Below are 26,250 nucleotides of genomic sequence, written 5' to 3'. Positions count from 1 at the left end.
ACCCACCGCGAGAAGGGGACCGATGACGACGGAGTACCTGCGGGTCGAGGCAGCGGACCTGACACGTCCGCCGTCGCGCCTCGCCCTCTGGGTACGTGGGCACCCGGGCACCGTGGACGTCGCCGTCGTGGTCGCCGCGGGGCTCCCCCACCTGCTCGCGCTGAGCCTCCGCGCCGAGGGCACCGCGTGGTGGGGCTACCTCCTGCTCGCCGCCTCGGCCGGGATCCTGCTGGCTCGCCGTCGGTGGCCGGTCCCGGTGCTGATCGTGGCCGCCCTGGCGGGCGCGCTCGGCGCGCTCACGCAGCCGGGCTTCGGTCTTCCGATGCTGCCGTTCGCTGCCGCGCTGTACACGGTCGCCTCCCGCCGGACGACGGCCCGCACGATGATCGGCTACGGCGCTGCGGTGGCGGTGGCCATGCTCGCCACCGTCCCGTACTCGCTGAGCGGGGTCCGCCCGCAGCTCGGCTCCCTGATGGACCCCGTCACGCTGATCGCCCTCGCCGCCGGGGTCCTGGTCAGGAGCCGGCGGGACCACACCCGCTGGCTCACCGAGACCATGAACCAGCGGATCGAGAACGCGGCCCTGACCGAGCGCACCCGCATCGCCGCCGAGATGCACGACGTCGTCGCCCACTCACTCACCGTCATCGTCGCCCTCGCCAACGGCGCGACCAGCGCCGCGCAGAAGCATCCCGAACGGTCGCGCAAGGCCGTGGAGCAGATCGCCGCGGTCGGCCGCGACGCGCTCGGCGACATGCACCGCACCCTGGCCCTGCTCCGCGACGCCGACGCCGGGCTCGACGCCAACCTCCATCACTCCGGTGACAACCTCCCCGACCTGGAGGAGCTGGCCGAGGGCTTCCGGGTCGCGGGGCTGCCCGTCACGCTCACCAGTACCGGGCCCGAGCTACCGGCGGACGCCGCTCTCCGGCAGGCCGTCTACCGCATCACGCAGGAGTCCCTGACGAACACGCTCCGGCACGCGCACGCTCCCACGGGGGCGACCGTGACGATCGACCACCGCGACGGCGTCGTCGTCCTCACCATCACCGACGACGGCGGGCCGGTCACCCGGCAGGGCCCGCCGGGGCACGGGCTGGTCGGCATCCGGCAGCGTGCAGCGGCCCACGGCGGTGCGGCCGAGTCCGGGCCGGTGCCGGACGGCGGCTGGCGCACCCGCGCCGTCCTGGCCGCCGCTGGTACGCGCGCTGTCCCGGACCCCGGAGAAACGAGCACCAGGCGGAACGGCGTCGCGAATGACTGAGCCCCGCCCGCCGGTCCGCGTGCTCCTCGTCGACGACCACGCCCTCATCCGCACCGGCAACTCGCTGGTGCTGGACGCGACCGACGACATCGCCGTCGTCGGCGAGGCAGGCACCGGCGAGGAAGCCGTCGCCCTGGCCCGCACCCTCCGGCCGGACGTGGTGCTCATGGACGTGCGGATGCCCGGGATCGGCGGCATCGAGGCCACCCGCCGCATCACCGGGGCCGATCCCGGCGCGAGGGTCGTCGTGCTCACCACGTTCGACCTCGACACCTACGCCTTCGAGAGCCTGCGGGCCGGCGCCAGCGCCTTCCTCCTGAAGAGCGCCACACCCGCCGAGCTCACCGACGCGATCCGGACCGTCGCGGCCGGGGACGCCGTCCTCGGACCCCGTGTCACCGGTCGGCTCATCGAGGCCCACGTGGCGACCCTCGACCGCGCCGACGCCGACCCTCGGGCCGTGCTCTCGCCGCGCGAGCACGACGTCTTCCTCGGTATCGCACGAGGTCTGTCCAACCCCGAGATCGCCGCCGAGCTCACGCTCGCCCTGCCGACGATCAAGACCCACGTCAACCGCATCCTCGCCAAGCTCGGCGCCCGCGACCGGGTGCACCTCGTGATCCTCGCCTACCAGCACGGCATCACCGGGACCGGCTGAGCACCTACCCGTTTCGGCTCCGTTCCGCCGAATTCACCCTGCCATCCGCGAGACCCGCACCACGGGCGCGGCGTAGCGTGGCGAGCTGTGGACGATGACGAGCTCGTGGCGGCCATGATGCAACCTCTGGAGATCGACTTTCAGGTCACCGACCACTTCGACGAGTGGGACACGGAGGGCATCGCGCAGTTCCGCCGGTGCGGACGCCGGGCGATCCGGAAGCTCGGCTACAAGGCACACACGTTCCAGACCGACCCGGCGAAGCGTGACGACCGCCGCGTGATCGTGTACGCCATGATCACGAACCGCAGTGAGGACGACGAGGCGCGCCTCGCCGAACGCAGCTGGTTCCTGATCCAGAACATGCCGTCCCCGTTCGAGGAACGGACGGACCCGTAGCCTCCCGGGCCACGCTCACGACGCCGGAGCGTACGACGGCGTCGTGAGCGCGACCGAGTCAGCCGTCTAGCCGACCGTCCATCGCTGGTTGGCCTGTCCGCTGCCGCAGGCCCAGAGCTGGACCTTCGTGCCGTTGCCGGTACCGAAGCCCGCGGCGTCCAGGCACAGGCCGGACCCCACGCCGGTGATGGTGCCGTTCGCGTTGACGTTCCACTGCTGGTTGGCCTGTCCGTTGCAGTCCCAGACGACCACCCGGGTGCCGTTGCTGGTCCCGTGCCCGTAGGCGTCCAGGCACTTGTTGCCGTACACCTTGAGCTCCTTGCCGGCGGTGCGGGTCCACCGCTGGTTGGAGCCGCCCCCGCAGTCCCACAGCTGCGCGTCGGTGCCGTTGGCGGTACTGCCCCCGGTGACGTCGAGACAGCGGCCGGACTGGGCCCCCACGATCTGGGCGCTGCTGCTCGCGCTGCCGATGCTGCCCGGTACCGATCGCAGCGCGTCGTACCAGACCGCGGCCATCTTGTCGTAGCCGCCGGGCGTCGGGTGGACCCCGTCGTCCAGGTCGGAGGCGGTCAGGGCGCTGTACATGTCGACCAGGTGCACGCTCTTGCCGGCGTTCACCTTGCTCTGCACGATGCCGGGGATCGCCGCGTTGAAGGTGTTGACCGCCGCGTTCCCCTCGCTCCAGCCGATCGGGATGATCTTGGCGACGAAGACCTTGGTGTTCGGCGCCGCGGCGGTGATGCGGTCGATCAGCGCGGACAGCCGGTTCGGGGCGGTGGAGACGTTGTAGTTCTGCAGGATGTCGTTGGTGCCGATGTGCAGCAGCACGGTCTGCGGCTGATAGGTGTTCAGCCAGCCGACGACGTTCGCGTCGATCTGGTCGATACGCCACCCGGGGTGGCCCTCGTGATCGTGGTCGCCGAGACTCGCCGGCCCGTTGAACTGCGAACCGACGAAGTCCACGGTGTACCCGCCGTTGGCCAGGCGCTGCCACAGGCCGATCCGCGACCCGCCCGGTGTCTCGGTGCCCTCGGTGATCGAGTCACCCAGCGGCATGACCCGCACCCCGCCGTTGGACTCCGCGCTGGCGGGTCCGATCGGTATCGTCACCGTGGCCAGGACAACGCCCAGCGCCACGGCTGCTCCGAGCCACCTTGCTCTTGTTCGCATCATCTACTCCTCACGCGGTAGGTCCGTGTGGTCCCGCCCGTCAGGGCGGGACCACACGGGTTGATCGAGCCGAACGTCTTTGTCGCTCAGTCGCGCCGCAGGGTCAGCAGACCCGGCCGGTACGGCAGGATGCCGTAGTCCATGCCGTCGGTGCCGGGGTCGCGGCCCTGGTAGAGGAACTGCAGGTTGCAGGGGTCGACGGTCTTGGTCTGGTCGGGGTTGGTGCGCACCAGGTCGCCGTGGCTGATGTCCCGGGTCCAGGTCGCGCCGCTGTTGACGCTCCCGGCGAAGGGGCTGTTCACGGTCTCGGCCCCGGCCTGCGGGGTCCACGTGCCGCCGAGGCTGGTCGCCGTGAACGAGCGGAAGAAGCGACCGAGCCCCGTGTAGTTCTGGGCCTCGACGATCATGAGGTACTGGTTCTGCCCCTGGACCTTGTAGACCTCGACCGCTTCGAACAGGTTCTGCGGCGTGTCGCTCATGATCTTCGTGAACGAGCCGAAGGTGCCCGGGAAGCCGCCGATGGGCATGCTGGCGCGGTAGATACCGCCGTGGTCGTCGGCGAAGAACATGTACATGTTCGTGTCGTCGCCGATGAGGGTCACGTCGAGGGGGCCTCGTTGTTGCCCGTCGTCCGTGGGGGGAAGGCTCGTGGTGAACAGGTCCTGCTGCGCGGACCAGCCGTTGGGGTTGGTGGGGTCGCTCGAGGTGCGGTAGGAGAAGCTGTACGGCCAGCCCCCGTTGTAGGCGAGCACCCAGACGTTCTTCGGCGCGAAGTAGAACAGCGTCGGTGCGATGGCGTCGAAGGGCAGTGCGTTCTGGCCGGCCGTGGCCATGTCGGACCAGTTCGTGAAGGGGCTGAAGGTCATCAGTCCCCAGTTGCCGTCGGGATACGGCAGCGCGCCGTGCGTCGTGGCGTAGACGATCTTCTGGCCGTTGTGCTCGACGGCGGTGAAGTCCTTGAGCGATGCCCACCCCGCCTTCGGCTGTGCCAGAGGGGCGGTCGAGTTCCAGCGGTACGTCGACGGCAGCGTGCACGGGCTCCCCCCGCCGTCGACCCGGACGAGCTGCCACTGCTGGTTGCTGCCGCCCCAGTCGCCGTACTGCACGACGCCGGCGCCGTCGTTGGTCGCCGCGTTCTGGACCTCGACCGCCTTGTTGCTGTTGCGGTTGATCAGCCGCACGTACCCGCCGTCGGAGTCAGCCAGCCGGAACTGCTGGTTGGTGCCGCCATGGTCCGCCCACTGGTGGATCGCCGCGCCGTCCGCCGTCGACCAGCTGGACACGTCGAGCACCTTGCCCGAGTGCCGCGCCTTGATCTTGTAGTAACCACCGCCCGCGTCCACGAACTGGAACTGCTGGTTGGTGGCGTTCGTACGGGACCACTGGTGCAGCAGGGCACCATCGGCGGTCGACACGCCGCTGACGTCCAGGGCCTTGCCGCTGGTGCGGTTCAGCAGCACGTACCAGGCGGTGGGGTCGACGGTGGCGGCGGCAGCCGTCTCGGTGACCGCGAAGATGCCGCCTCCGGCCACCACTGCCGCCACGGTGGCGGCGAGGAGCCGCTTCAACCACCGACGCGGCCGCGACAGCGGCGCGATGGATCGAGTACTGGAAAGAGCAGACATGGTCCTCCTTGACCAAAGAGCCGGAATGTTTCACCTGGGAGGGGATCCGGGCGGGCGCGGCCTTGCGCCGAGCCCGCCCGGATCACCGTGTCTCGCTCAGTCGCGCTGCAGGGTCAGCACACCGGGCCGGTAGGGCAGGATGCCGTAGTCCATGCCGTCAGAGCTGGGGTCGCGGCCCTGGTAGAGGAACTGCAGGTTGCAGGGGTCGATCGTCTTGGTCTGGTCGGGATTGGTGCGCACCAGGTCGCCGTGGCTGATGTCGTCGGTCCAGGTGACACCGGTGTTGGCCTTGCCGGCGAACGGGCTGCTCTCGGTGGCGGCCTGCGGCGTCCACGCGCCGTCGAGGCTGGTGGCCGTGAACGAGCGGAAGTAGCGACCGTTGCTCCCCATGGCCTCGACGATCATGAGGTACTGGTTCTGGCCCTGGACCTTGTAGACCTCGACCGCCTCGAACAGGTTCTCCTTGGTGTCGGTCATGACCTTGGTGTAGTTCGAGCCGAAGCTGCCCGGGAAGTCCTCGATGGGCATGCCGGCCCGGTAGATGCTGCCGTTGTCATCGGCGAAGAACAGGTACATGTTCTCGTCGTCGGCGATGAGGGTCTGGTCGAGCGGAGCCCCCTCTTCCCCGACGGGAAGGGTTCCGGTGAAGAGCTCCTGGTGCGGGCCCCAGCTGTTGGGGTCGCTGGGGTTGCTCGACGTACGGTAGGAGAAGGTGTACGGCCAGCCCCACTGGTAGGCGAGCACCCAGGTGTTTTTCGGGGCGAAGTAGAGCAGCGTCGGCGCGATGGCAGAGAAGCTCGTCATCTGGGTCTGGCCGGCCGAGGCCATGTCGGACCAGTTGGTGAACGGGCTGAAGACCATCGAGCCCCACTTGCCTTCCGGGCCCGCCACCGCGTCGTGCGTCGACCCGTAGACGAGGTACTGACCGTTGTGCCGGACGGCGGTGAAGTCCTTGAGCGCGACCGACCCGTTCTTCGGCTGTGCCAGGGGGCCCGTCGAGGTCCAGCGGTACGTCGACGGCAGCGTGCACTGGCCGCTGCCGCCGTCGACCCGGACGAGCTGCCACTGCTGGTTGCTGCCGCCCCAGTCGCTGTACTGCACGACGGCGCCGCCGTCGTTCGTGGCCGCACCCTGCACCTCGACCGCCTTGTTGCTGTTGCGGTTGATCAGCCGGACGTACCCGTCGGTGGAGTCGGCCAGCCGGAACTGCTGGTTGGTGCCGCCGTGGTCGGTCCACTGGTGGATGGCGGCGCCGTCGGCCGTCGACCAGCTGGAGACGTCGAGCATCTTGCCGGAGTGCCGCGCCTTGATCTTGTAGTAGCCGCCACCGGCATCCACGAACTGGAACTGCTGGTTGTTCGCGTTGGTACGGGTCCACTGGTGGAGCAGGGCTCCGTCGGCGGTCGACACGCCACTGACGTCCAGGGCCTTGCCGCTGGTGCGGTTCAGCAGCACGTACCAGGCGGTGGGGTCGACAGTGGCGGCAGCGGCCGGGCCGGTGACGGCGACGACGCCGGCGCCTGCCAGCACCGCCGCCACACCGGCGGCGACGGCCCGCACCAACCAGCGACGCAGCCGCGACGGCGGCGCGACCGTTCGAGAACTGGAAACAGCAGACATGATCCTCCTTGACCAAGACCTGACGGCTCACCGGGGAGGAGAACCGCGACGCATGCCAGGGCACATGCGGTGGAATGTTAGCGCTCACAACTGAGATGACACGGCCGTGTGTGATCCAAGCACCGACGAAGGGGGCCACCCAGAAAGCCCAATTTCGTCCGCTTGGACCAAATGTGAGCGATAACACGTCATACGTCAAGTGTCAGATCTCCTTCGCGGCCGAGAGACGGCGGTCCCGCCCGTCCACGACCCGACCCGTCCCCTTCACGTGGTCCGGATGCGAGCCACGGAGTACGCGAGCACCGCAGCGCAGACCGCTGCCGCGAGCGCGACGGCCGACGCGGTGGCGCCCGCGCCGCCGTCCACCCCTGCGATCGAGCCCATGACGGCCACTCCCACCGTGGCGGCGATCATGCGGGTCGCGTTGAAGAAGCCGCCCGCGGCGCCGGCCGTGCCTGCCGGGGCGGCCCCGGTCACGAGGGCGATGAGGGCGGGGATCGCGAACGTGACGCCGACGCCGAGGCAGGCCGACGCGACGAGCGTGAGCGCCAGCGGGGCTGCGGTCGCGGTCGTCGCGGCCAGGCCGGTCGCACCTGTCGCGAGGAGCGCCAGGCCGATGAGGATCGGGCGGCGCGGGCCGGTCCTCGCGACGATCTTGCCCGTGAGGACCGGCAGGAAGCCGAAGGCGGCGGTCATCGGGACGAACGCGAGGCCGGTCCGGAGCGCGTCCAGGTCGAGGGTGCGCTGGAAGTACAGCGGGAGGACGAACAGGGTGCCCGAGAGCGCGAAGTTGACGGCGCCGCCCGCGAGCAGGGCGGGGCCGACGCTGCCGGCGCGGAGCACGGCGGGGTTGAGGACGGGAGACTTGGAGCGCCGTTCCAGGCGGGCGAAGAGGGTGGCGGCGAGCGCGGCGGCGACGGCCGATACAGCGGCGTGGCCGGCGGCTCCGGATCCGAGCGCGATGAGGGCGTCGATGCCCAGGCCGAGCGCGGCGCAGGCCGACAGCTGGGAGGCCCAGTCGATCGGGCGGTCGGTGCGGGAGCCGTGCAGTGCCGGGGAGGCCGTGAGCGCGAGGGTCGCGGCGGCGAGGGGGACGTTGATCCAGAAGATCCCCTGCCAGCCCGCGACGGCGACGACGGCGCCGCCGACCAGGGGTCCGGCGGCCATCGCACCGCCGCTGATCGCCGCCCACGCCCCGATGGCTCCGGCGCGGCGGCGCGGGTCGGTGTAGAGCTGGGTGATCAGGGACATCGAGGCGGGCATGCAGGCGGCGGCCGCGAGGCCCATGAGTGCCCGTACCCCGGTGAGGGCCGCAAGGTTCGGGGCGAGCGCCCCGGCCAGAGAGAGCAGGCCGAACGCGAGCACGCCCGCACGGAAGACCCGGTGCGCGCCGAACCGGTCGACGGCGGCCCCGGCGGTGAGCAGGAACGCCCCGAGCACCACCGTGTAAGCCGCCACCGTCCACTGCAGGGACGAGGTGCTGGCGCCGAGCGTGTCGGTGAGGTCGGCTTCGGCCGCGGCCATGATGGTGCTGTCCAGGATGGTGAGTCCGTAGCCGATCGAGATGCCGAGCAGGATGAGCGGGCGGGTCCTCGGGGGTGCGAGCGTGGCGGTCATGGCCGTAACCCTCGCCCGCACCGGGCGCGGCGCTCGACCGGCCGCCCCGAAGGCGGCGTTCGGAAGATCCGAACGCTGCTGGTGGTTGCCGCCCGTATGGAACTACGCCAGCTGCGCGTCTTCGCGGCAGTCGCCGAGCACCGCACCGTGACCGCCGCCGCCATCGCCCTGGACCTGGCGCCGTCCTCGGTGTCCGAGCAGGTCCGGGTCCTGGAGGCCTCGCTCGGCACCGCCCTGTTCGACCGGAGCCCCCGGGGGATGCGGCCGACCGCTGCCGGGGAGCGGCTGCGCCCCTGGGCCGCGAGCCTCCTCGAGGGCGCCGAGCGGGCCCGGCGCGAGGTGGCCGACACGCAGCCCGAGCTCCGGCTGGGGGCCCTGGAGACCATCGTCGCCACCCATGTCCCCGCGATCCTCGGCAGGCTCGCCGGACGCCGCCCGGGCCTGCGCGTCGAGGTGCGGCCCGAGACCGCCCGGGACCGGCTGCTCGCCCTCGTCGCGGACGGGGACCTCGAGGCGGCCCTGCTGCTCGACACCGGCGGCAGCCTCGGCGACCTCGGCTTCGCCGCCCCCGACGCGCCGCTGCAGTTCTGCGACGTCGACACCGTCCCGCTCGTCCTGATCGCCGCTCCCGGCCACCGGCTCGCCGGGGCCACGCGGGTGGTCCGGGCCGACCTCCGCGGCGAGAAGGTCCTCACCAACTCGCCGGCCTGCACGTTCTGGCTCCGCGGGCAGCAGCTCCTCGGCTCCGACGTGGAGCGGGTGCGGGTCGGCGGCGTCCACGTCATCAAGGCCTGGGTCCAGCAGGGCATGGGCATCTCGCTGGTGCCCGAGTTCGCCGTCACCGAGGAGCTCGCCTCCGGCAGGCTCACCCGGCTCGCCTTCGCCACCGGCGACCTCAGTCTGCGGCTGGTCTGGCACCCCGACCGGGAGGCCCTACCGGACCTGAGGGAGCTCCTGTACGCGGCCAGTGCGGTGACCGGTCAGGCACCGGCGCAGGTGTAGCCCGGGTGTGGCAAGACCTCCGGGCAGCAGCCCGGGGCCAGGTCACGACTCGCGGGCGAACCGCACCGGCTGGACGCTCTCGGCGCTGTGCCGCACGGCCCAGTTCTCCAGCGAGCTGCGGCAGGCATGATCGAGATGATGCAGGCCGGAGAGATCCACCTCGACGGGCCGGTCCTGAGGCAGGGCCTCCAGCTGGTCGAGCAGCTTGGGGAGGCGCAGGAACGTCGCGCTGCCGCTCAGCCGCGCGACGAGCGGGCCGTGGCCGTCGTCGCTCACCTCCATGTGTACGCGGGACGTGTCCCAGGCGGTCTTGACGACCGAGAGGGCGAGCCCGACGAGCACCCCTTCGAACATGCCCACCGAGACGATCGCGAGCGCCGTCGCCACGAGGACGATCGCCTCGCCCCGGTGCGTGCGCCACAGCCGGCGGGTCTCCGCCAGCGGGATCAGCTTGAACCCGGCGTGCACCAGCACCCCGGCCAGGGCCGCGACCGGGATGAGGCCGAGAGCCGCGGGCACCAGGGCGGCGAAGAGCAGCAGCCAGGCTCCGTGCAGCACCCGGGACGCCTTGGTCCGCGCGCCCGCGTGGACGTTGGCGGCGCTGCGGACGATGACCGCCGTGAGCGGCAGGGCACCGAGCAGACCACACACGGCGTTGCCGGCTCCCTGCGCCATGAGCTCCTGGTTGTACCGCGTCCGTGGCCCGTCGTGCAGGCGGTCCACGGCGGCGGCGCTGAACAGGCTCTCGGCCGAGGCGATCAGCGTGAAGGCGAGGACCGTGCCGAGCACTCCGAGCTCGAGGAGCCGGCTGAGGTCGCCGATCCCGGGCGGCTGGATCGAGTCCAGCAGACCGTGCACCTCTATCTTGTCCACCGACGGCCCGAGCAGCGCGCCGGCGACGACCGCGAGCCCCACCGCGGCCAGGGGCCCGGGCACGACCCGCAGCCGCCGTGGCATCTTGTTCCACAGGACGAGCACGACGATCGTGCCCAGGCCGAGCGTGAACGACGTCAGTGCGGTCCCGGAGCCCCAGATGTCGACGAGCATGGCGGGAAGTCCGGCGATCTTCGCCAGGCTCTGGCTGGGCGCGCCGAACCCCGCCATCGAGTAGAGCTGACCGGCGATGAGCACCAGCCCGATCCCCGCGAGCATCCCCTCGACGACCGAGACCGAGATGGCCCGGAACCACCGGCCCAGGCGGAGCGCGCCCATCAGGAGCTGGAGCAACCCGGTGGCGAGCACCAGGATCCCCAGCACCGAGAGGCCGAACTCCTGCACCGCCTGGTAGACGAGCACCGTCAGCCCGGCGGCCGGGCCGCTGACCTGCAGGCTGCTCCCCGGAAGGAAGCCGGTGACCAGGCCGCCGACGATGCCGGTGATCAGGCCCAGCTCGGCCGGCACGCCGGAGGCGACGGCCACCCCCACGCAGAGCGGCACCGCGACCAGGAAGACCACGAACGACGCGGTCAGGTCAGCAAAGAACGTACCGCGTGCCGACGACGGTGTGTGCGCGGCCGCGCTCCGAACGGCGAGAAAATGCTGCATCAGATACCCCCTGTGCGCCGGCTGAGCGCATCGGTCGTCAACGGTGGTGCAGAACGCTGGGTAGGTGAGGTGCACGACGACCCGCGGCGGATCGTCACCGGGAACCGACAAGTCCTGGCTGAGATCAAGTCTCAGGACCGTTTCTCAGAGCAACCTCAGAGCGCGGGTGAGACGATCTGCGCATGGACCTCGACGCCCGCCGCGTGCTGCTGGTCGAGGACGACAGGCGCCTGTCGGAGCTGCTCGTCCGCCTGCTCACCGCGGAGAGCTACGAGGTGGTGGCCGTCTTCGACGGCCAGGCCGGGCTGCACCACGGGCTGACCGGCCGGTGGGACGCGCTGGTCATCGACCGCACGCTTCCCGCGATGGAGGGGGTCGACCTGGTCCGCCGCCTCCGCAGCCGTGGGATCACGACGCCGATCATGCTGCTCACCGCGCGAGGCACCACCGAGGACCGGGTGGAGGGCCTCGACGCCGGTGCCGAGGACTACGTCGTCAAGCCCTTCGACAGCGACGAGCTGCTGGCGCGTCTGCGTGCCCTCCTGCGCCGGCATGCCGACACGTCGAGCATGATCGACCTGGGCGGGCGCCGCCTCGACGTCGCGACACGCCGGGTGCTGTCCCCCGACGCCGAGCCCGTCGAGCTGTCCGCCCAGGAGTGCGCGCTGCTGCGCATCATCGCGGCGAACCCGGGCCGCGTCCGCAGCCGTGAGGAGCTCCATCGGCGGGTCTTCCAGAACGCCGACAGCCCGAACGCCGTCGACACCTACGTCTACTACCTGAGACGCAAGCTCGGCCACGGCATGATCCGCACGGTGCGCGGCCTCGGCTACCGGCTCGGGCCGTCGTGAGCGCCGCGATCAGCGACCGCCGGCTGCTGCGCAGGGCTTCGCTGGCCGTCGCGGTCCAGACCGGCGCGGCGGTCGGGATCGTGCTGTCCGCGGTGATCGCCCTGGTGTACGTGGTCGGCCTCGAGGCCCGGCGCGATGCGTCCGAGGACAAGCTGCAGGCCAAGGTCGCCGAGGCGGGGAGCCACCACGTCACCCTGGACGGCACCGACACCGTGGTCCTGGACGGCATGCCGACGAACTGCCCGGAGCGCCACGTGCGCGAGACCGCGGCGCGTCTGCCCGACGGCCAGTCACGCGTCGATGTCTGCGGCACCCCTTTCCTCGCCTACGTCGGAGAGGCGGCCGACGGCACCCGCGTCACCGCGATCATGAACTTCGTCGAGCAGCAGGAGGAGACCGAGCGGCTCGCCCGGCTCTCCCTCGCGGCCGGCGCCCTCGGTGTCCTGGCGTCCGCGGTGCTCGGCTGGGCATTCGGCCGCCGTGCCGTCCGCTCGCTGGGTGAGGCCCTGGCGTCGCAGCGGCACTTCGTCTCCGACGTCAGCCACGAGCTCCGGACCCCGCTCGCCATCGTGCTGACCCGCGCCCAGCTCCTGCTCCGCGGACCGTCGGTCGACCAGGCGCAGCGGCTGGAGCTCGAACAGCTGGCCCAGGACGCCAAGGTCGCCGCGGAGGTGGTCGACGACCTCCTGCTCACCGCCGAGATCCAGCACCGGCCGCTCCCCCAGGTGCCCGTCGACCTGAACGTTCTCGCGCAGGAGGTGCGGGCCTCGTTCGCCGCCCGGGCCGAGCTCGCGGGCGTGGACCTGGTTGTCGACGCCCGCCCCGGCACCGGCTACGTCGTCAAGGGCACCACCGGCGCCCTGCGCCGCGCGGTGTCGTCCCTCGTCGACAACGCGCTGGCGCACGTCGGCCCCGGCGGTCGGATCGTGATCGCCCTGCAGTCACGCAGCACCGGGACGAGCCTCACCGTGATCGACGACGGCGAGGGCCTCGACCCGGCTCGAGCGCGTGAGCTGATCAAGCGGTTCCGCCGCGGGTCGAAGACCGAGGCGGGCAGGGTGCGCCTCGGACTCGGTCTCGCCCTGGTCAACGAGATCATCAGCGCCCACGGCGGCACGCTGACGATCGACGGCGCTCCCGGGTTCGGCGCGAGCTTCGAGCTGTTGTTCCCGGCATCGGGTGCCCAGGGACGCCGTCGAACCACCATGGCGCCGGAGCCCAAACCTGCGCCGGAGTCAGCGAGGCGCTGAGGCGCGCGAGGCCGGGCGGCCCCGCCGGTGATCGGCGTCACCCCATCCGGGAGCGGGTCGGCGCCGAACCCTCTGTGCAGGACGAGGCACGTGCTGCACGAGACCAGGTGCGCGATGGTCAGGAGGGTGACGAGAACCAGATGACCATCGCACTGTGCGAACCGCCCCCGGCGCTGCCGGCGAGCCTCAGCGTGTTCTTGGGGCAGACTGGGGCGGTGGCCTCACCACCAGTCCGTACATCGTCGCGCGATGCCGTCGACGCGCTGCTCGCGGCGTGCGCCGGAGGAGATCCCGCGGCGTTCACGCCCGTGTACGACGCGCTCGGGCCGGTAGCCTACGGCGCGTCGCTCGGCGTCCTGCGCGACCCCGACCATGCGGCAGAAGTGACCCAGGAGGTGATGGTGGAGGTGTGGCAGACAGCAGCACGTTTCGACGCGACCCGCGGCTCCGCCCGCACCTGGGTCGCGACGCTCGCGCGCCGTCGGGCCGTCGACCGCGTGCGGTCGGAGCAGGCACGCCGCGACCGCGACCAGCGCGACACGGACCTGGACACCGGGCGGGTGGCGCGGGACGTCGTGGTGGAGGACGTCGAGCGGAGCCTGGAGGGCTCCGCCGTGCGGCGCTGCATCGAGGGCCTGACCCCTACCCAGCGTGAGGCGGTCGTCGTCGCGTACTACGGCGGCCTGACCTACCGCGAGGTGGCCGAGCAGCTGAACGCCGCGCTGCCCACCGTCAAGAGCAGGATCCGCGACGGGCTGAACCGGCTCCGTGACTGCCTGGGGGTTCGGCATGGCTGACGAGACGAGCACCGGTGCGCGGAGCTCACGCTCCGAGGTGTGGGACCTGCTGCCCGGCTACGCCCTGGACGCTCTCGACGACTCCGACCGGCACGCCGTGGAGCGTCTGCTGGAGTCGGACGCCGACGCGCGCCGCTCCCTGGACGAGTACCGCGACGTCGTCGCGGCCTTCGCCGTCGAGACCGAGCCCCCGGCCGCCCTGCGTGCGAACGTGCTCGATCTCGTGCGGAACACGCCGCAGCTCCCGGCAGCCCCGGACGTCGCCGCCGAGCCCGGCGCTGCGTCCCCGGGCACTTCGTTCGCGGGCACCGCGGCACCGGAGGCGGGGGACGGCGTCGTCGTCGACCTCGCGTCCCGCCGTCGCCGACGCTGGGGTGCCGCGATCGTGGCCGTCGCCGCGGCGGCAGCGATCGCCGTCCCGACGACGATCGCCGTCCAGGCGACCGCCGAGCGGGACCGGCTGCGCGAGCAGTCCCAGGTGGTCGCCGAGATGCTCGCCGACCCCGAGGCCGCGATCCTGCGCGGGGCCGTCGAGGGCGGTGGCCAGGCATCGGTCCTGGTGGCCGACGACGACATGTTCTTCCGGGCCGAGGACCTGCCCGACCTCGCCGCCGACCGGGCCTACCAGCTCTGGGTGGTCGCGGAGGACGGCAGCGTCTCGTCCGCGGGCGTGCTGTCCGTGCGGGACGGCGAGTCGACGTCGCTCGTCCAGGGTTCCGAGGGCATCGGCATGGCCGTGACGGTCGAACCCGAGGCGGGCTCCGAGCAGCCGACCAGCGACCCGGTCGTCGTCCTTGGTGCGTGACCGCCGGCACGAGGAGCCGTGTGTATCCCGTCCCTGACCAGACCGGCCGCACCGTCGTCGTCACCGGCGCCAACAGCGGGACGGGCCGCGAGGCCGCCAAGCGCCTGACGGCGGCCGGCGCCCACGTGATCCTCGCCGTGCGCAATCCCGAGAAGGGCGCGGAGGCCCTCGTGGAGGTCCTCGGGACACGGCCGGACGCGCGGGCCGAGGTACGCGTCGTCGACCTCGCCGACCTGGCGTCGGTGCGCGCGTTCGCCGCCGGCCTGTGCCGCGACCTCGATCGGCTCGACACGCTCGTCAACAACGCGGGCGTGATGGTGCCGCCGCGACGTCACGAGACCGCCGACGGCCACGAGCTGCAGTGGGGAACCAACTTCCTGGGCCACCTCGCCCTGACCAACCTGCTCCTGCCGCTGCTTCTCGCCGCACCCGCACCGCGCGTGGCCACCATGAGCTCGGGCGCGGCCAACCTGGGCCGGATCGAGTTCGACGACCTCGACTGGGAACGCCGCCGATACGACCCGCGGGCCGCGTACGCACAGTCCAAGCTCGCCGACGTGCACCTCGCGCGGCACCTCGCGCACCTGGCCGAGACACGCGGCTGGGCACTGCTCAGCAACGCCGCCCATCCCGGCTTCACCCAGACGAACCTGCAGACCGCTGGGCCGAGCCTGGGCCTGGAGCAGCGGGTCGCCCGGCCGGTCGGCTGGCCCCTGCCCAACATGGAGGCCCCTGAGGGCACCGGTTCGATCCTGTTCGCCGCGACGGATCCCGCTGCCCTTCCCGGCGCCTACTACGGTCCCCGCTACCTGATCAGGGGCGAGCCTCACCGAGCCGGTCTCACCCGCCGGATGCGCGACGACGCGACGGCGGCCCGCCTGTGGTCGGTCGCCGCGGACACGACGTCCACCGTTCCCCCGGCTCGCTAGCGAGCTGACCGTTCGTCGACGAGCGCGTCACGACAGGTGCCACACCTCCTGCATGTCCCGCCACCGCTCGCCCGGCGCCGCGTCCTGGCCGAACGCCGTCTGGCACGGGTCGGTGTGCCTCCACCACTCCTGGGTCACCGGGTCCTGCGCGATCCGCGCCATGTCGGCCTCGTGGTCCGTGCCGGTGTACTCGTAGTAGGCGAACAGCGTGTTCTCCAGCACGAAGATCGTGTAGTTGTGCACGTTGCACGCCTGGAGGGTCGCCTCGACCTGCGACCAGACGTCGGCGTGCAGGCGCAGGTACTCCTCGCGCCGCTCCGGGACGATGTTCACGACGAGACCGTGTCTCTCCACCATGTTCGTACTCACTCCTTGGCCCCGTGGGCGGGCATGCCCGCCACCGGGAATCGTTGCGAGAAGAGGAAGATCGGCAGCCCAGGGGCCACCGGCAGCAAGGTAGCCAGCGCCGGCCCCCTTGCCTCGCGCAGACTCTACCGGAGATCACATGTATGCCAAGTGTCCTGTGCAGCAGCCGTCTGGGCGGTGGACTAGTCCTTGGGGCGGCGGCGGGCCCAGCTCCGTGAGATGTGCGCGCGCATCAGCTCCGCGGACGCCTCCGTGTCACCGCTCAGGACGGCCTCGAAGATGTGGCGGTGCTCCTCGTGCGTCAGCTCGTTGTGCCCCTTCGGCGGCGCGCCGGTGTACTGGGCGACGAGGCGAGCCTTGCCCTGGATGCTGGAGATGATCGCCCGCGCGAACTCGTTGCCGGAGATCCGGTGCACCAGGGAGTGGAAGGCGATGTCCTCCTCGGCGTACTTCTCCGGGTCGTCGAGCGCGTCGTTCAGCGCGTCGAACTGGCGGGACAGCGCCGCGCGCGTGTCGTCGTCGATCTGCCGCGCCGCCGACGACGCCATCAGGCCCTCCAGCACCGTCCGGATCCCGATGAGCTGGTCCATGAACAGCAGGCTGTCGTCGCGCTGGAAGATCGCCTCCAGGACCATGGTATCGAGCAGCGACCAGGACTCCCTGTCGAGCACCACCGTGCCCCAGCCCTGGCGCGCGGCGACCAGCCCCTTCTCCGCCAGCGCCGTGAGCGCCTCGCGGATCACGGTGCGGCTCACGGTGAACGTCTCGCACAGCACCGCGGCGGACGGCAGCGCGGTTCCCGGCGCGTACTTCTCGGTGACGACGTCCTGCACCAGCGTCCGGATCACCGCCTCGGCGAGTGCCGGCCGGTTTCGGGTCACCCGCGTACTGGTCGGTGCCTGCTGAACCACGTGTGTCTCCTCCTCCGACGCGCGATCTCGGGGGCCGCACGATCGCTCATCGTATCGCCCGGACCTCTCCCTGGTGCGTCCCACCCCGGCCCGTTCGACCATTGCGCACACATCACATGTGTTACTACTCTCGCGGCGGGTAAGGAAGCCCGGTCGCCTCAGCAGAAAGCGATGGAACGATGACACTGAAGTCACGCACACCGGTTCCGAGACTCCGGGACCGATCGAGGAGAGCGGGAGCCATGGCTGCCCTGAGCGCCGTAGCGGTGATCGTCTCGGCGCTGGTTCCCGTCTCGGCGGCGCAGGCCGCACCACAGGCCGCACAGCAGGGCAGAGACCGCACGTACTTCGCCGCGGCGGACGGCCTGGACCGCGGTCGGTGCGACGTACGGCACGCCTGCTCGCTCGAGCACGCGCAGGAGCTGGTCCGGCACGAGGCCCGCAAGGGCAGGGACGTCACCGTCGTGCTCGAGGACGGGACCTACCGGGTCACCGAGCCCCTCGTGTTCGGCCCGCAGGACGGCGGCCGTGACGGCCACACCGTGCGGTGGACGGCGGCACCCGGTGCCCGGCCCGTGATCTCCGGCGCCGCCCCGATCTCCGGGTGGTCGGTCCACGACGAGGAGGCCGGCGTCTACGTCGCGGACACGCCCGTCGGCGTCGACAGCCGCCAGCTCTACGTGAACGGGATCATCGCGCAGCGCGCCTCCCTGCCGCTGGCCAACTCCGACGTTACGCCCACGCCGACCGGCCTGACCATCAACAACCAGCAGCTCGCCTATCTGAGCGACCTGCCGGACCAGGGGCGGATCGAGTTCCAGTCGCTCGGCGACTTCACCAACCGCTACTCCCCCGTCGAGGCCATCGACGGCTCGACGATCGCCATGGCGCAGCCCGCGTGGGACAACAACACCTGGGGCTGGGACACCGTGCAGAACTCGTTCCTGGCCGGGCCCACGTGGTCGCTGGAGAACTCCCTCGCGTTCCTCGACCAGGTCGGCGAGTGGTACCTCGACCCGTCCGCGGGGAAGCTGTACTACAAGCCCGGCGACGGTGTGGACCTCGACGACCTGGACGTCGAGCTCCCGCAGGTGGAGTCGCTGGTGAGCATCAGCGGCACGTACGACGAGCCGGTGACCGGACTAGCCTTCGACGGCATCGAGTTCACCGGTACCTCCTGGCTGGGCCCGTCCACCCACGGCTACGCAACCCAGCAGAACGGCGCGTTCATCAAGGACGCCTACGACTACCGCCCGGACGACGCCTTCACCAGCTGCTCCCGCGGCTGCGAGATGTTCGAACGAGCCCGCTTCGACGCCTGGTACCAGGAGCCGGCGGCGGTGCAGGTCTCCGCGGCCCACGGCATCTCCCTGACGAACAACCGCTTCACGAACCTCGGGCAGACCGCGCTCGGCATCGGGAACGACGCCAACGCGATGCTCTCGGGCGTCGGCCTGGGCGCGAGCGGCGTCGACGTCGTAGGAAACGTTTTCAACGAGGTGGGTGGCCACGGGATCGCCGTCGGCGGCGTGCGGGAGGACGCGCACCACCCGAGCGACCCGCGGATGATCAACAAGGACATCCGCATCGAGAACAACACGGTCAACCGGGTCGCGGTCGAGTACAAGGACAACTCGGGCATCCTCAGCACGTACGCGACGAACGTCCAGATCGTGCACAACGAGGTCGCCAACGTCGCCTACGACGGCATCGACACCGGCTACGGCTGGGGCATCAACGACGCGGGCGGCTCCGCGGAGTACGTCCGCCGCGGCTACTACAACTGGCACCCGCTGTACACGACCCCGACGACGCTCAAGGACAATCTCGTCGCGGGCAACCTCATCCACCACACCAAGGCGCGGTTCGCGGACGGCGGGTCGCTGTACAACCTCTCGGCCAGCCCGGGCACCGTGGTGGAGCGCAACTACCTGTTCAACGTCTCCGGCGTCGGCCTCTACCTCGACGAGGGGACGCGGTACACGACCTACCGGCAGAACGTGCTCCAGGGCACCAACCCGTGGATCTTCACCAACGCCTACAGCGACGGCAACAACACGAGCGACAACCTGATCCGCGAGAACTGGTTCAACTCCGGCGGGGCCCAGATCCCGAACGCCGAGGAGCGGAACAACCAGCTCATCGACAACGTCTCGGTCGCCGGCACGAGCTGGCCGCAGGGGGCGCTGGACGTGATGTGCGAGGCCGGCGTCGCGCCGGAGTACCGCACGACGCTGAACGCCAACCTGTTCGGCCTCGCGCAGTGCCCGGTGGAGGCACCGGTCGGTGCCGGGTACGAGACCACTGCCGCCTCCGCGGGCGGCAGCTACTTCGGACAACAGGTCGGCCAGCAGGTCAGCGGGTCCGGAACAGCCTTCGGCGTCGCGGCCGCGGGCGCTGACGTGTGGGGCGGAGGCGGACAGCGGGACGACGCGTTCGGGGCGCTCTACCGCACGGGCTCCTTCACTGCCGGGTCGAGCGTGTCCGTGCGCGTGGACACGATCAACGACACCAACGCCTGGGCCAAGAGCGGGGTCATGGTCCGCAACGACATGGCCGCGCCCGGGGCGTCGTCCGGGTACGCGATAGCGGCCGTGACGCCGCGCAACGGCGTCGTCTTCCAGTGGGACGCGAACGGCGACGGCTACCTGGACAGCGCGAGCCAGGCCCAGGTCGACACGCACCGCGCGGTGTGGGTCAGGCTGGACCGCGTCGGCGGCCAGGTGTCGGCGTCGTACTCCTACGACGGCGTCAACTACCGGCGGGTCGGGTCGCCGGTGACGCTCCCGGGCGCGGCCGAGGTGCAGGACGGCGGCGTCTTCTCGACGTCGCACGACGCCGCCAGGGCCGCGATCAACGTGTTCAGCGACCTCCGGCCGGCCGAGCCCGCGGGCTCGGACCGATCGTAGGCGCCTGACCGCTCGGTCCGGCGTCGTCGACGCCGGACCGAGCCTTGCTCAGGCCGCGCCTTGCTCAGGCCGCGCCTTGCTCAGGCCGCGCCGAGCGCGTCCGGGTCCAGCGCCCGGGGCGGGCCGGCGAGCGCCGCCTTCGCCTGCACGGCGAACCCCTGCACCACCTCGACCTCCCCCGCCTCCAGGCCGTCCAGGCCCTGCGCGACGACGTACGCCGGATCGTCCAGCGCACCCTCGGGCAGCTCGTAGCCGTGCGCCGCGGCGAACTCCCGCATCGGCTCGGTGTCGATCATCCCCGGGACAAGAGCGGTCACGTGCGTGCCCTGGCCGGCGAGCTCCAGCCGGACGCCGTTGGTCAGGCTCCACTGGGCGGCCTTGGCCGCGGCATAGGCGGTGTTGCCGTCGACCGTCTGCCACGCCGCCCCGGACAGGACGTTCAGCACGGCACCACCACCGTTGCGGCCGAGCACCGGGGCGAACGCCCGGATCATCGCGAGCGTGCCGAAGTAGCTCGACTCCATCGCGAGCCGGATCGACCCGAGGTCACCGGCCACGAGGTTGCCGCCCGTCATGTACGCGGCGTTGTTGATCAGCACGTCCACGTCGCCCGCCGCCGCAGCGGCGGCGTCGACCGACGCCGGGTCGGTGATGTCCAGCCGGAGCACCTCCGCGCCGGGCACGTCGACGAGCTCCGGCCGGCGCGCGGTCGCGTACACCTTCGCCCCGCGCCTGATCAGCTCGACCGCGAAGTGCCGTCCCAGACCTCGGTTGCTCCCTGTGACCAGTGCCGTGGCGCCCTGCAGCTCCATGATTCCTCCTCGTAAGATGACCGCTTGGTCATGTTGGTGAGCCGACCGTAGACACAACATGACCGCTCGGTCAACTTGGTAGGATCGGAGACGTGACCCCCACCGCACCCGCCGACACCGCGGTCGCCGACGCCGCCCGTCCTCTGCGCGCCGACGCCGCCCGCAACCGCGAGGCGCTGCTCACCGCGGCCGAGGAGGAGTTCGCCGCACGGGGTCTCGACGCCTCGATCGCCGACATCGCCAGGCGGGCGGGCGTGGCGAAGGGCACCGTGTTCCGCCACTTCGCGACCAAGGAAGCGCTCGCCACGGCGATCGCCGCGCGCCATGCGGAGGAGCTGACGGCGCTCGCCCGGCGGCTGCGGGCCGCACCCGACCCGGAGGCCGCGCTCCTGGAGTTCCTGACCGAGGCGGCGGGCCGGCTGCAGCGCCGCAGGGTGGCGGTCCTGATGACCGTCCCGGCCCCCGGTTCGGAGCTGGCGCGGCTCCAGCGCCAGGTGCACGACGAGGTGGTCCTGCTGGTCGACAAGGCGCGCGACGCGGGTGTCGTCCGGCCCGACATCACCGGGACGGACGTGTTCCTGCTGATGTGCGCGCCGGTGCACACGGTCGACTACCTCGCAGACCCGCCCCCGGAGCTCTGGCGGCGGTACGTCGGGGTCATCTTCGACGGCCTGCGGCCGGGCAGCGCCCACCCGCTCGCCCACCCGGCACCGAGCTGGCCCTGACCGGCCGTACGGCCGGTCAGGGCCTCTCGTCAGGTCAGCCCTCGACGGCCGGGGAGACCGACAGCACCGCCCACGCCGGCAGCTCCAGATCGATCTCGAGCACCCCGGCCTCGGAGACGACGAGCGTCGACCTGTGCAGCGCGTCGGCGACCGTGCGCAGCTCGGCCGTCTGGGCCGGGGTGAGGTTGAGCGGCTCCCCCATCCGGTGCCAGGCCTCCGCGACGTTGCCGTGCTCCCAGTCGACCCGCTCGACCTGGTACACCGTGCCCGGGACGAGCCCCTGGACGGTATGGCGGATCCTGCGGGCCGGCCCGATCTCGGCGAGCTTGCGCGTGGCCTCGTAGGTCGTCTCGGAGCCGACCGCCCGGGTACCCATGTCGTCGGGGTAGTTGAGGAAGACCGCGGACAGCGCGCCCGTCGTCGTGTCCCGGGTGATCACCCCGTGCGGCGTGGACGCCAGCACCGTGTCGCCGAGCCGGGACAGCATGGAGAAGGCGTGGAACGTCGGCTTGTGCAGGCCCTGCTCGTTGACCAGGCCGAACCCGCCGTGGAACGGGCCGATGCCGGCTCCGCCCTCCTCGAACACATCCGTGAAGGTCCAGTACGCGATCGAGTCGGCGAGGGCGGCGCACCGCAGGTAGGCCCGGGTGATGTAGGTCGCGGCGAACACCGTGTCGTGGATCGTGTCGCGGCTCGACGGCGAGCTCGACCACTCGGTGATGTGCAGCTCGGCCTCGGGGAACGGGCTGCCGGCGATGATCTTGCGGAGCGCGACCAGGTCGTCATAGGTCGCGTCCACGTGGCGCCGGATGTGGCGCGCCTGCCCGGAGGCCCCGAACGCCACGTCGGTCGGGTAGAGGTGGGTGGACAGGAAGTCCAGCGGCACGTCGCGGCGCGCGCACCAGTCGATGAACTCCTCGATCCACACGGGACGCCAGTCGAGCGCGTCGACGTCGTCCGCCTCCGCCGCCACGTGCTCGACGGAGCGGTCCTCCCACTCCCCCTTGTAGCGGTCGTCGGGGACGAACACGCTCGTGGACGGCCCGCCCACCTTGAGCTCCCCGTCGACCGCCTTGACCGCCAGGGCCGTGGCCTCGTAGAGCTCGAAGTACTGCGTCCGGGTGCCGGTCCAGAAGTAGGGCACCAGGTTGGGTTCGTTCCACACCTCGAACCGCCACCGGCGCACCTCGTCCAGGCCGTAGCGCTCGACCCAGTGCGTCACCGTGGACGTGACCAGGTCGACCCAGCGCGCCATGTCCTTGGGCGGGCTGCAGTGGGCCTTCCACCAGAACAGCGTCTCGGTCTCCGTGGCCAGCTCGCGCGGCATGAAGCCGAGCTCCACGAACGGGCGCGCGCCCGTCTCGAGGATGAAGTCGAAGACCTTGTCGACGTAGGAGAAGGTGAGCACCGGCTCGTCGAGGGGGGTCTGCGGGCCGAAGCCCCCGCCGTCGCTGGCGCGGTAGACGAACATGTCGTCGTGGAACAGCCCGTGGAAGCGCACGAACCGCGCCCCGAGCTCCGTGACGGCCTCGCGGAAGTGTCCCTGCCAGTCCGCTCGGAGCGCCTCGTTCGCGCGGCCGGCGCCGACGCACTCGTTCCATACGTGCCGGAGCGGTGCCTCGGTCGGCGCCGCGCCGTCGATCGTCAGTGCCGCCGATCCTGTCAGTTCCGGCAGGGTCATCTCGGTCTCCACCACGCTCTCTGTGTTCTCTCTCATGGATTCGGGTCAGCCCTTGACGGCGCCGAGGCTCAGCCCGGACTGCCAGAAGCGCTGCAGGCAGATGAACGCCACGATCAGCGGGATGATCGTGAGCAGCGACGACGTCAGGACCAGGTTCTGCAGCAGCTCGCCGTTGCCGGCGGTGGAGGCGAGCTTGTTCCACTGGTTGATGCCCACGGTCAGCGGGTACCAGTCGGGGTCCTTGAGCATGATCAGGGGGAGGAAGTAGTTGTTCCAGATCGAGACGAACGAGAAGAGCAGCACCGTCACGGTCGCCGGGACGAGCATCGGCAGGGCGATCTGCCAGAACGTCCGGAACTCGCCCGCGCCGTCGATCTTCGCCGCCTCCAGCAGGCCGGTGGGTACGGCCTCGGCCGCGAACACCCACATGAGGTAGAGCCCGAAGGGGTTGAGGAACGACGGGATCAGCACCGCCCACGGGGTGTTCGTCAGGCCGAGCTGCGCGAAGAGCAGGAACTGCGGGATGGCCAGCGCGATGCCCGGGACCGAGATGGCGCCGAGCACCACGAACAGGAAGACCCGCTTGCCCGTGAACTCCAGCTTGGCGAGCGCGTACCCGCCGAGCGCGGCCAGGAACGTCGAGACCACCGCCCCGGCGACCACGTACAGGAGGGTGTTGAGCAGCCAGCGCCCGAAGATGCCGCCGTCGTAGGTGAAGACCTCGGCGATGTTGTCGAACAGCGCGAACCGCGTGCCGAACGAGAAGCCGAAGCTGGTGACGAAGTCCTCCTGGGACTTCGTGGAGTTGATCGCCAGCCAGACCAGCGGTACCAGGCAGTAGAGGGTGAACAGCCCCGTCAGGAAGGTGAGGGTGCCGCTCTTGCGGGGGTTGGTGAGGGTGTACAGGTGCCGGCGTGCCGTGGGGCCGGGACGCCGGACACCAGCGGTTGTCGTCATGAGGGGTCTCCGGCGGCTACTGGTCGAGGGCATTGCGCATGCCTCGGATCTGGACCACGTACGCGATGGCGATGGTGAACGCGGCCATCACGAGCGCGAGAGCGGCGGCGTAACCCTGCTGCGAGCCCGTGAACGCGAGGTTGAACGCGTAGAGGTTGGGCGTGTAGTAGGTGGTGATGCCGCTGTTGGCGACCATCGACGGGAGGATCTGGGGCTCGTTGAAGATCTGGAAGGTCCCGATGATCGAGAAGATGATCGTGATCACGAGCGAGCCGCGCAGCGCGGGCAGCTTGATCGCGCGGATCACGCGCCACTCCCCCGCGCCGTCGATCGCCGCCGCCTCGTACAGCTCGTGCGGCACCGCCTTGAGCACGCTGTCGAAGATCAGCATGTTGTAGCCGGTGAAGGCCCAGGTGACCATGATCCCGATGGCGATGAGCGTCGTGCTCGGCCGGAACGGGTCGAGGTCGGTACCGAGCCAGCCGTTGATGCTGCCGAACAGCCCGTAGCGGACGCCGAGCATGAAGCCCCACATCAGCGTCGAGACGATCGCCGGCACCGCGTACGGCAGGAAGATCGCCACCCGCATGAACCGCATGCCGCGCAGCCGCATCGAGTCCATCGCCAGCGCCAGCAGGAGGGCGAGCACCAGCATGATCGGCACCTGGATCAGCGTGAACCAGACGACGCGGGTGACGCCGTCCCAGAACTGCGGGTCCACGAACAGCTTGCTGTAGTTGTCCAGGCCGACGAAGGACCTGCCGCCCACCATCTGGTCCTGGAAGAGGCTGAGATATGCGGCATAGGTGATCGGCACGATGAACACCAGGGCGAACAGGATGCCGAACGGAGCGACGAACGCCCAGCCGATCTGCCGCCTGCGCCTAGTCAACGGTGAACCCCTGCTCGTTGCCGTACTCGATGGATCGCTCCTGCCAGGTCTGCAGGACCTCCGCGAGCGAGCCCTCGCCCGAGGTGTAGAACGGCGTGGCGATGTCGGCGTAGGCGCTGCGGGCCCACTCGAAGAACGGCGGGTACTGCCAGCCGACGGCGGCGATGTTCGACGCCTCCGCGAGGACCTCGCCCGTCTTCTGGTCGCCGAAGTAGGGGTTCTTCACGTCCTGGAACTCCGGGCTGTCGAGCACCGACGTGTTCGGCACGAACGCACCGGCGTCGACCCGGGGCTGCAGGCCCTCGCCGTGCGTGAAGTACTCGAGGAACTTGAAGGCCGCCTCCTTGTTGGCCGCGGCCTCGGGGATGCCGAAGGCCGAGCCGCCGTTCTCGGCGCCGACCTTCTCGCCCTCCTCCCACTGGGGCATGAGGGAGACGCGGAAGTCGCCCTTGGCGTCCGGAGCCCGCTCGGGCAGGGTCGAGGTCAGCCAGCCGCCCATGTTCTGCGAGGCGAGCGTGCCGTCGTTGAGCGCGCGGTTCCAGTCGTCGGACCAGGCGCTGATCTTGGTGTTGACCAGGTCCTCGTCGAGCATCTTCTGCCAGAAGGCGACGGCCTTCTGGGTGCCGTCGTCGGAGAAGTCGATGTGCACGGTGGTGCCGTCGACCTCGAACGGGCGCCCGCCGGCCTGCCAGATCAGGGAGAGCAGGAAGAAGAGGTCGTTCGTGTCCTGGGTGATGTAGTAGTCGTCGCCCAGCGCGCGGATCTTCTTGGCGGCCTCGTAGTACTCGTCCCAGGTCGCGGGCGCCTCCTTGATCCCCGCCTTGGCGAACGTCGCCTCGTTCCAGAACATGACGGCGGGGCCGTAGTCCGAGGGCAGGGCGTAGACGCCGTCGTCGATGGTGACGTTGTTCCACGCCGAGGGGACGTAGTCGTCCTCCAGCTCGGCCGCGCCCAGCGGGCCCAGGTCGGCGAGCTTGCCGGGGATCGCGAAGTACGGGACCGCGAAGTACTCGAACATCACCAGGTCGGGCACGCCCGACCCGGCCTGGATCGCGTTGTCGAGCGCCTGGTACTCGTCGGAGGACGAGCCGGCGTTCACGACGTCGACCTTGATGCCGGGGTTGGCCTTCTCGAACTCCGGGACCGCGAGCTCGACCGTGCCGTCCCAGCTCCACACCGTGATCGTCACCGGGTCGTCAGCGGTGCCGACACCGCCGTCGGCGCTGCTCGCCGTGCCTCCCGCGCCCGAGCACGCGGCGAGCGCACCGGCCGTCACGAGCGCGACGCCGACCGTCCATGCCTTGGTGAGAAGCCTCATCAGCCTGTCCCTCCTCGTTGAGAGTGTCGCGAAAGACTTTCGCAACTTTATCGATCAAGCAGGGACTGTAGCGACGACTCCCACGACACGTCAACGGGCAAGAAATACTGTTGGTGGTCAAGATTGACGCCGCGCCCATCGGTCGGT

The 26,250-nt window shown here is 70.7% G+C and carries 23 protein-coding genes; 11 read left to right on the top strand and 12 right to left on the bottom strand.

Features of this window, described 5'->3' with window-relative positions; all coding sequences use genetic code 11:
* The first annotated feature begins 22 nt into the window (after nucleotides 1–22).
* The 3 genes from ACNYC2_RS10435 to ACNYC2_RS10425 all read left to right on the top strand — a co-directional run bounded on the left by ACNYC2_RS10435 (nucleotide 23) and on the right by ACNYC2_RS10425 (nucleotide 2,321).
* Nucleotides 23–1,264 (top strand): sensor histidine kinase, encoded by a 1,242-nt coding sequence (locus ACNYC2_RS10435; protein WP_419706937.1) that lies wholly within the window; start codon nucleotides 23–25, stop codon nucleotides 1,262–1,264.
* Nucleotides 1,257–1,922 (top strand): response regulator, encoded by a 666-nt coding sequence (locus ACNYC2_RS10430; RefSeq protein WP_419706936.1) that lies wholly within the window; start codon nucleotides 1,257–1,259, stop codon nucleotides 1,920–1,922. The genes ACNYC2_RS10435 and ACNYC2_RS10430 overlap by 8 nt, the downstream gene beginning before the upstream one ends.
* Nucleotides 1,923–2,009: 87 nt before the next feature.
* Complete coding sequence (locus ACNYC2_RS10425; RefSeq protein ID WP_419706935.1) at nucleotides 2,010–2,321, top strand: hypothetical protein; 312 nt, start codon at nucleotides 2,010–2,012, stop codon at nucleotides 2,319–2,321.
* A gap of 66 nt (nucleotides 2,322–2,387) precedes the next feature.
* Here ACNYC2_RS10425 and ACNYC2_RS10420 read toward each other — a convergent pair whose 3' ends face one another.
* From ACNYC2_RS10420 to ACNYC2_RS10405, 4 genes are all read right to left on the bottom strand, one after another.
* Nucleotides 2,388–3,431: an RICIN domain-containing protein gene (locus tag ACNYC2_RS10420; protein ID WP_419706934.1), complete on the bottom strand. Its 1,044-nt coding sequence runs from the start codon at nucleotides 3,429–3,431 to the stop codon at nucleotides 2,388–2,390.
* A gap of 146 nt (nucleotides 3,432–3,577) precedes the next feature.
* Entirely contained in the window at nucleotides 3,578–5,116 is a 1,539-nt protein-coding gene (locus ACNYC2_RS10415) for a non-reducing end alpha-L-arabinofuranosidase family hydrolase (RefSeq protein ID WP_419706933.1), read from the bottom strand.
* A 96-nt stretch (nucleotides 5,117–5,212) separates the two neighbouring features.
* Nucleotides 5,213–6,736: a non-reducing end alpha-L-arabinofuranosidase family hydrolase gene (locus tag ACNYC2_RS10410; protein ID WP_419706932.1), complete on the bottom strand. Its 1,524-nt coding sequence runs from the start codon at nucleotides 6,734–6,736 to the stop codon at nucleotides 5,213–5,215.
* A 264-nt stretch (nucleotides 6,737–7,000) separates the two neighbouring features.
* Nucleotides 7,001–8,353, bottom strand: a complete 1,353-nt coding sequence (locus tag ACNYC2_RS10405; protein ID WP_419706931.1) for an MFS transporter — start codon at nucleotides 8,351–8,353, stop codon at nucleotides 7,001–7,003.
* A gap of 96 nt (nucleotides 8,354–8,449) precedes the next feature.
* Between ACNYC2_RS10405 and ACNYC2_RS10400 the strand changes: the two genes are divergently transcribed.
* Nucleotides 8,450–9,355 carry a LysR family transcriptional regulator gene (locus ACNYC2_RS10400; protein ID WP_419706930.1) on the top strand — a complete coding sequence of 302 codons (906 nt, stop codon included), beginning with the start codon at nucleotides 8,450–8,452 and terminating at the stop codon, nucleotides 9,353–9,355.
* A gap of 42 nt (nucleotides 9,356–9,397) precedes the next feature.
* On the opposite strand, the gene ACNYC2_RS10395 is transcribed toward ACNYC2_RS10400, so the two are convergent.
* Nucleotides 9,398–10,900 carry a SulP family inorganic anion transporter gene (locus tag ACNYC2_RS10395; protein ID WP_419706929.1) on the bottom strand — a complete coding sequence of 501 codons (1,503 nt, stop codon included), beginning with the start codon at nucleotides 10,898–10,900 and terminating at the stop codon, nucleotides 9,398–9,400.
* A gap of 182 nt (nucleotides 10,901–11,082) precedes the next feature.
* Between ACNYC2_RS10395 and ACNYC2_RS10390 the strand changes: the two genes are divergently transcribed.
* From ACNYC2_RS10390 to ACNYC2_RS10370, 5 genes are all read left to right on the top strand, one after another.
* Nucleotides 11,083–11,751 carry a response regulator transcription factor gene (locus ACNYC2_RS10390; RefSeq protein ID WP_419706928.1) on the top strand — a complete coding sequence of 223 codons (669 nt, stop codon included), beginning with the start codon at nucleotides 11,083–11,085 and terminating at the stop codon, nucleotides 11,749–11,751.
* The gene (locus ACNYC2_RS10385; RefSeq protein ID WP_419706927.1) at nucleotides 11,748–13,001 is read left to right on the top strand and encodes a sensor histidine kinase; all 1,254 of its coding nucleotides are present in this window, start codon (nucleotides 11,748–11,750) and stop codon (nucleotides 12,999–13,001) included. Before ACNYC2_RS10390 ends, ACNYC2_RS10385 begins: the two co-directional genes overlap by 4 nt.
* Nucleotides 13,002–13,216: 215 nt before the next feature.
* The gene (sigK, locus tag ACNYC2_RS10380) at nucleotides 13,217–13,798 is read left to right on the top strand and encodes an ECF RNA polymerase sigma factor SigK (protein ID WP_419706926.1); all 582 of its coding nucleotides are present in this window, start codon (nucleotides 13,217–13,219) and stop codon (nucleotides 13,796–13,798) included.
* Nucleotides 13,791–14,603: an anti-sigma factor domain-containing protein gene (locus ACNYC2_RS10375; protein WP_419706925.1), complete on the top strand. Its 813-nt coding sequence runs from the start codon at nucleotides 13,791–13,793 to the stop codon at nucleotides 14,601–14,603. Before sigK ends, ACNYC2_RS10375 begins: the two co-directional genes overlap by 8 nt.
* Nucleotides 14,604–14,623: 20 nt before the next feature.
* Complete coding sequence (locus ACNYC2_RS10370) at nucleotides 14,624–15,532, top strand: SDR family oxidoreductase (protein WP_419706924.1); 909 nt, start codon at nucleotides 14,624–14,626, stop codon at nucleotides 15,530–15,532.
* Nucleotides 15,533–15,559: 27 nt separating this feature from the next.
* On the opposite strand, the gene ACNYC2_RS10365 is transcribed toward ACNYC2_RS10370, so the two are convergent.
* The gene (locus tag ACNYC2_RS10365; protein WP_419706923.1) at nucleotides 15,560–15,889 is read right to left on the bottom strand and encodes an L-rhamnose mutarotase; all 330 of its coding nucleotides are present in this window, start codon (nucleotides 15,887–15,889) and stop codon (nucleotides 15,560–15,562) included.
* 191 nt (nucleotides 15,890–16,080) lie between these two features.
* Complete coding sequence (locus tag ACNYC2_RS10360; protein ID WP_419706922.1) at nucleotides 16,081–16,809, bottom strand: FadR/GntR family transcriptional regulator; 729 nt, start codon at nucleotides 16,807–16,809, stop codon at nucleotides 16,081–16,083.
* 242 nt (nucleotides 16,810–17,051) lie between these two features.
* On the opposite strand from ACNYC2_RS10360, the gene ACNYC2_RS10355 reads away from it, so the two are divergent.
* On the top strand, nucleotides 17,052–19,718 hold the full coding sequence (locus ACNYC2_RS10355) for a right-handed parallel beta-helix repeat-containing protein (protein ID WP_419706921.1): 2,667 nt from the start codon (nucleotides 17,052–17,054) through the stop codon (nucleotides 19,716–19,718).
* A gap of 80 nt (nucleotides 19,719–19,798) precedes the next feature.
* Here the strand turns inward: ACNYC2_RS10355 and ACNYC2_RS10350 are convergent, their stop codons facing one another.
* Nucleotides 19,799–20,530 carry an SDR family NAD(P)-dependent oxidoreductase gene (locus ACNYC2_RS10350; RefSeq protein WP_419706920.1) on the bottom strand — a complete coding sequence of 244 codons (732 nt, stop codon included), beginning with the start codon at nucleotides 20,528–20,530 and terminating at the stop codon, nucleotides 19,799–19,801.
* A 92-nt stretch (nucleotides 20,531–20,622) separates the two neighbouring features.
* On the opposite strand from ACNYC2_RS10350, the gene ACNYC2_RS10345 reads away from it, so the two are divergent.
* The gene (locus ACNYC2_RS10345) at nucleotides 20,623–21,255 is read left to right on the top strand and encodes a TetR/AcrR family transcriptional regulator (protein WP_419706919.1); all 633 of its coding nucleotides are present in this window, start codon (nucleotides 20,623–20,625) and stop codon (nucleotides 21,253–21,255) included.
* A gap of 34 nt (nucleotides 21,256–21,289) precedes the next feature.
* On the opposite strand, the gene ACNYC2_RS10340 is transcribed toward ACNYC2_RS10345, so the two are convergent.
* From ACNYC2_RS10340 to ACNYC2_RS10325, 4 genes are read right to left on the bottom strand one after another with little or no spacing between them, the layout of a single operon-like run.
* Nucleotides 21,290–22,972 carry a GH39 family glycosyl hydrolase gene (locus tag ACNYC2_RS10340; RefSeq protein WP_419706918.1) on the bottom strand — a complete coding sequence of 561 codons (1,683 nt, stop codon included), beginning with the start codon at nucleotides 22,970–22,972 and terminating at the stop codon, nucleotides 21,290–21,292.
* Between the two features lie 9 nt (nucleotides 22,973–22,981).
* Nucleotides 22,982–23,893, bottom strand: coding sequence for a carbohydrate ABC transporter permease (locus tag ACNYC2_RS10335; RefSeq protein ID WP_419706917.1), 912 nt, complete (start codon nucleotides 23,891–23,893; stop codon nucleotides 22,982–22,984).
* Between the two features lie 16 nt (nucleotides 23,894–23,909).
* Nucleotides 23,910–24,785, bottom strand: a complete 876-nt coding sequence (locus ACNYC2_RS10330; RefSeq protein WP_419706916.1) for a carbohydrate ABC transporter permease — start codon at nucleotides 24,783–24,785, stop codon at nucleotides 23,910–23,912.
* Nucleotides 24,778–26,103 (bottom strand): ABC transporter substrate-binding protein, encoded by a 1,326-nt coding sequence (locus ACNYC2_RS10325; protein ID WP_419706915.1) that lies wholly within the window; start codon nucleotides 26,101–26,103, stop codon nucleotides 24,778–24,780. The genes ACNYC2_RS10330 and ACNYC2_RS10325 overlap by 8 nt, the downstream gene beginning before the upstream one ends.
* Between the last annotated feature and the right edge of the window lie 147 nt (nucleotides 26,104–26,250).

The sequence above is a fragment of the Promicromonospora sp. NFX87 genome (assembly GCF_048564965.1).
In the GTDB taxonomy this organism is placed as follows: domain Bacteria; phylum Actinomycetota; class Actinomycetes; order Actinomycetales; family Cellulomonadaceae; genus Promicromonospora.
Note: the sequence above shows the minus strand (reverse complement) of the source record. Positions and strands in the feature narration are given on the sequence as shown.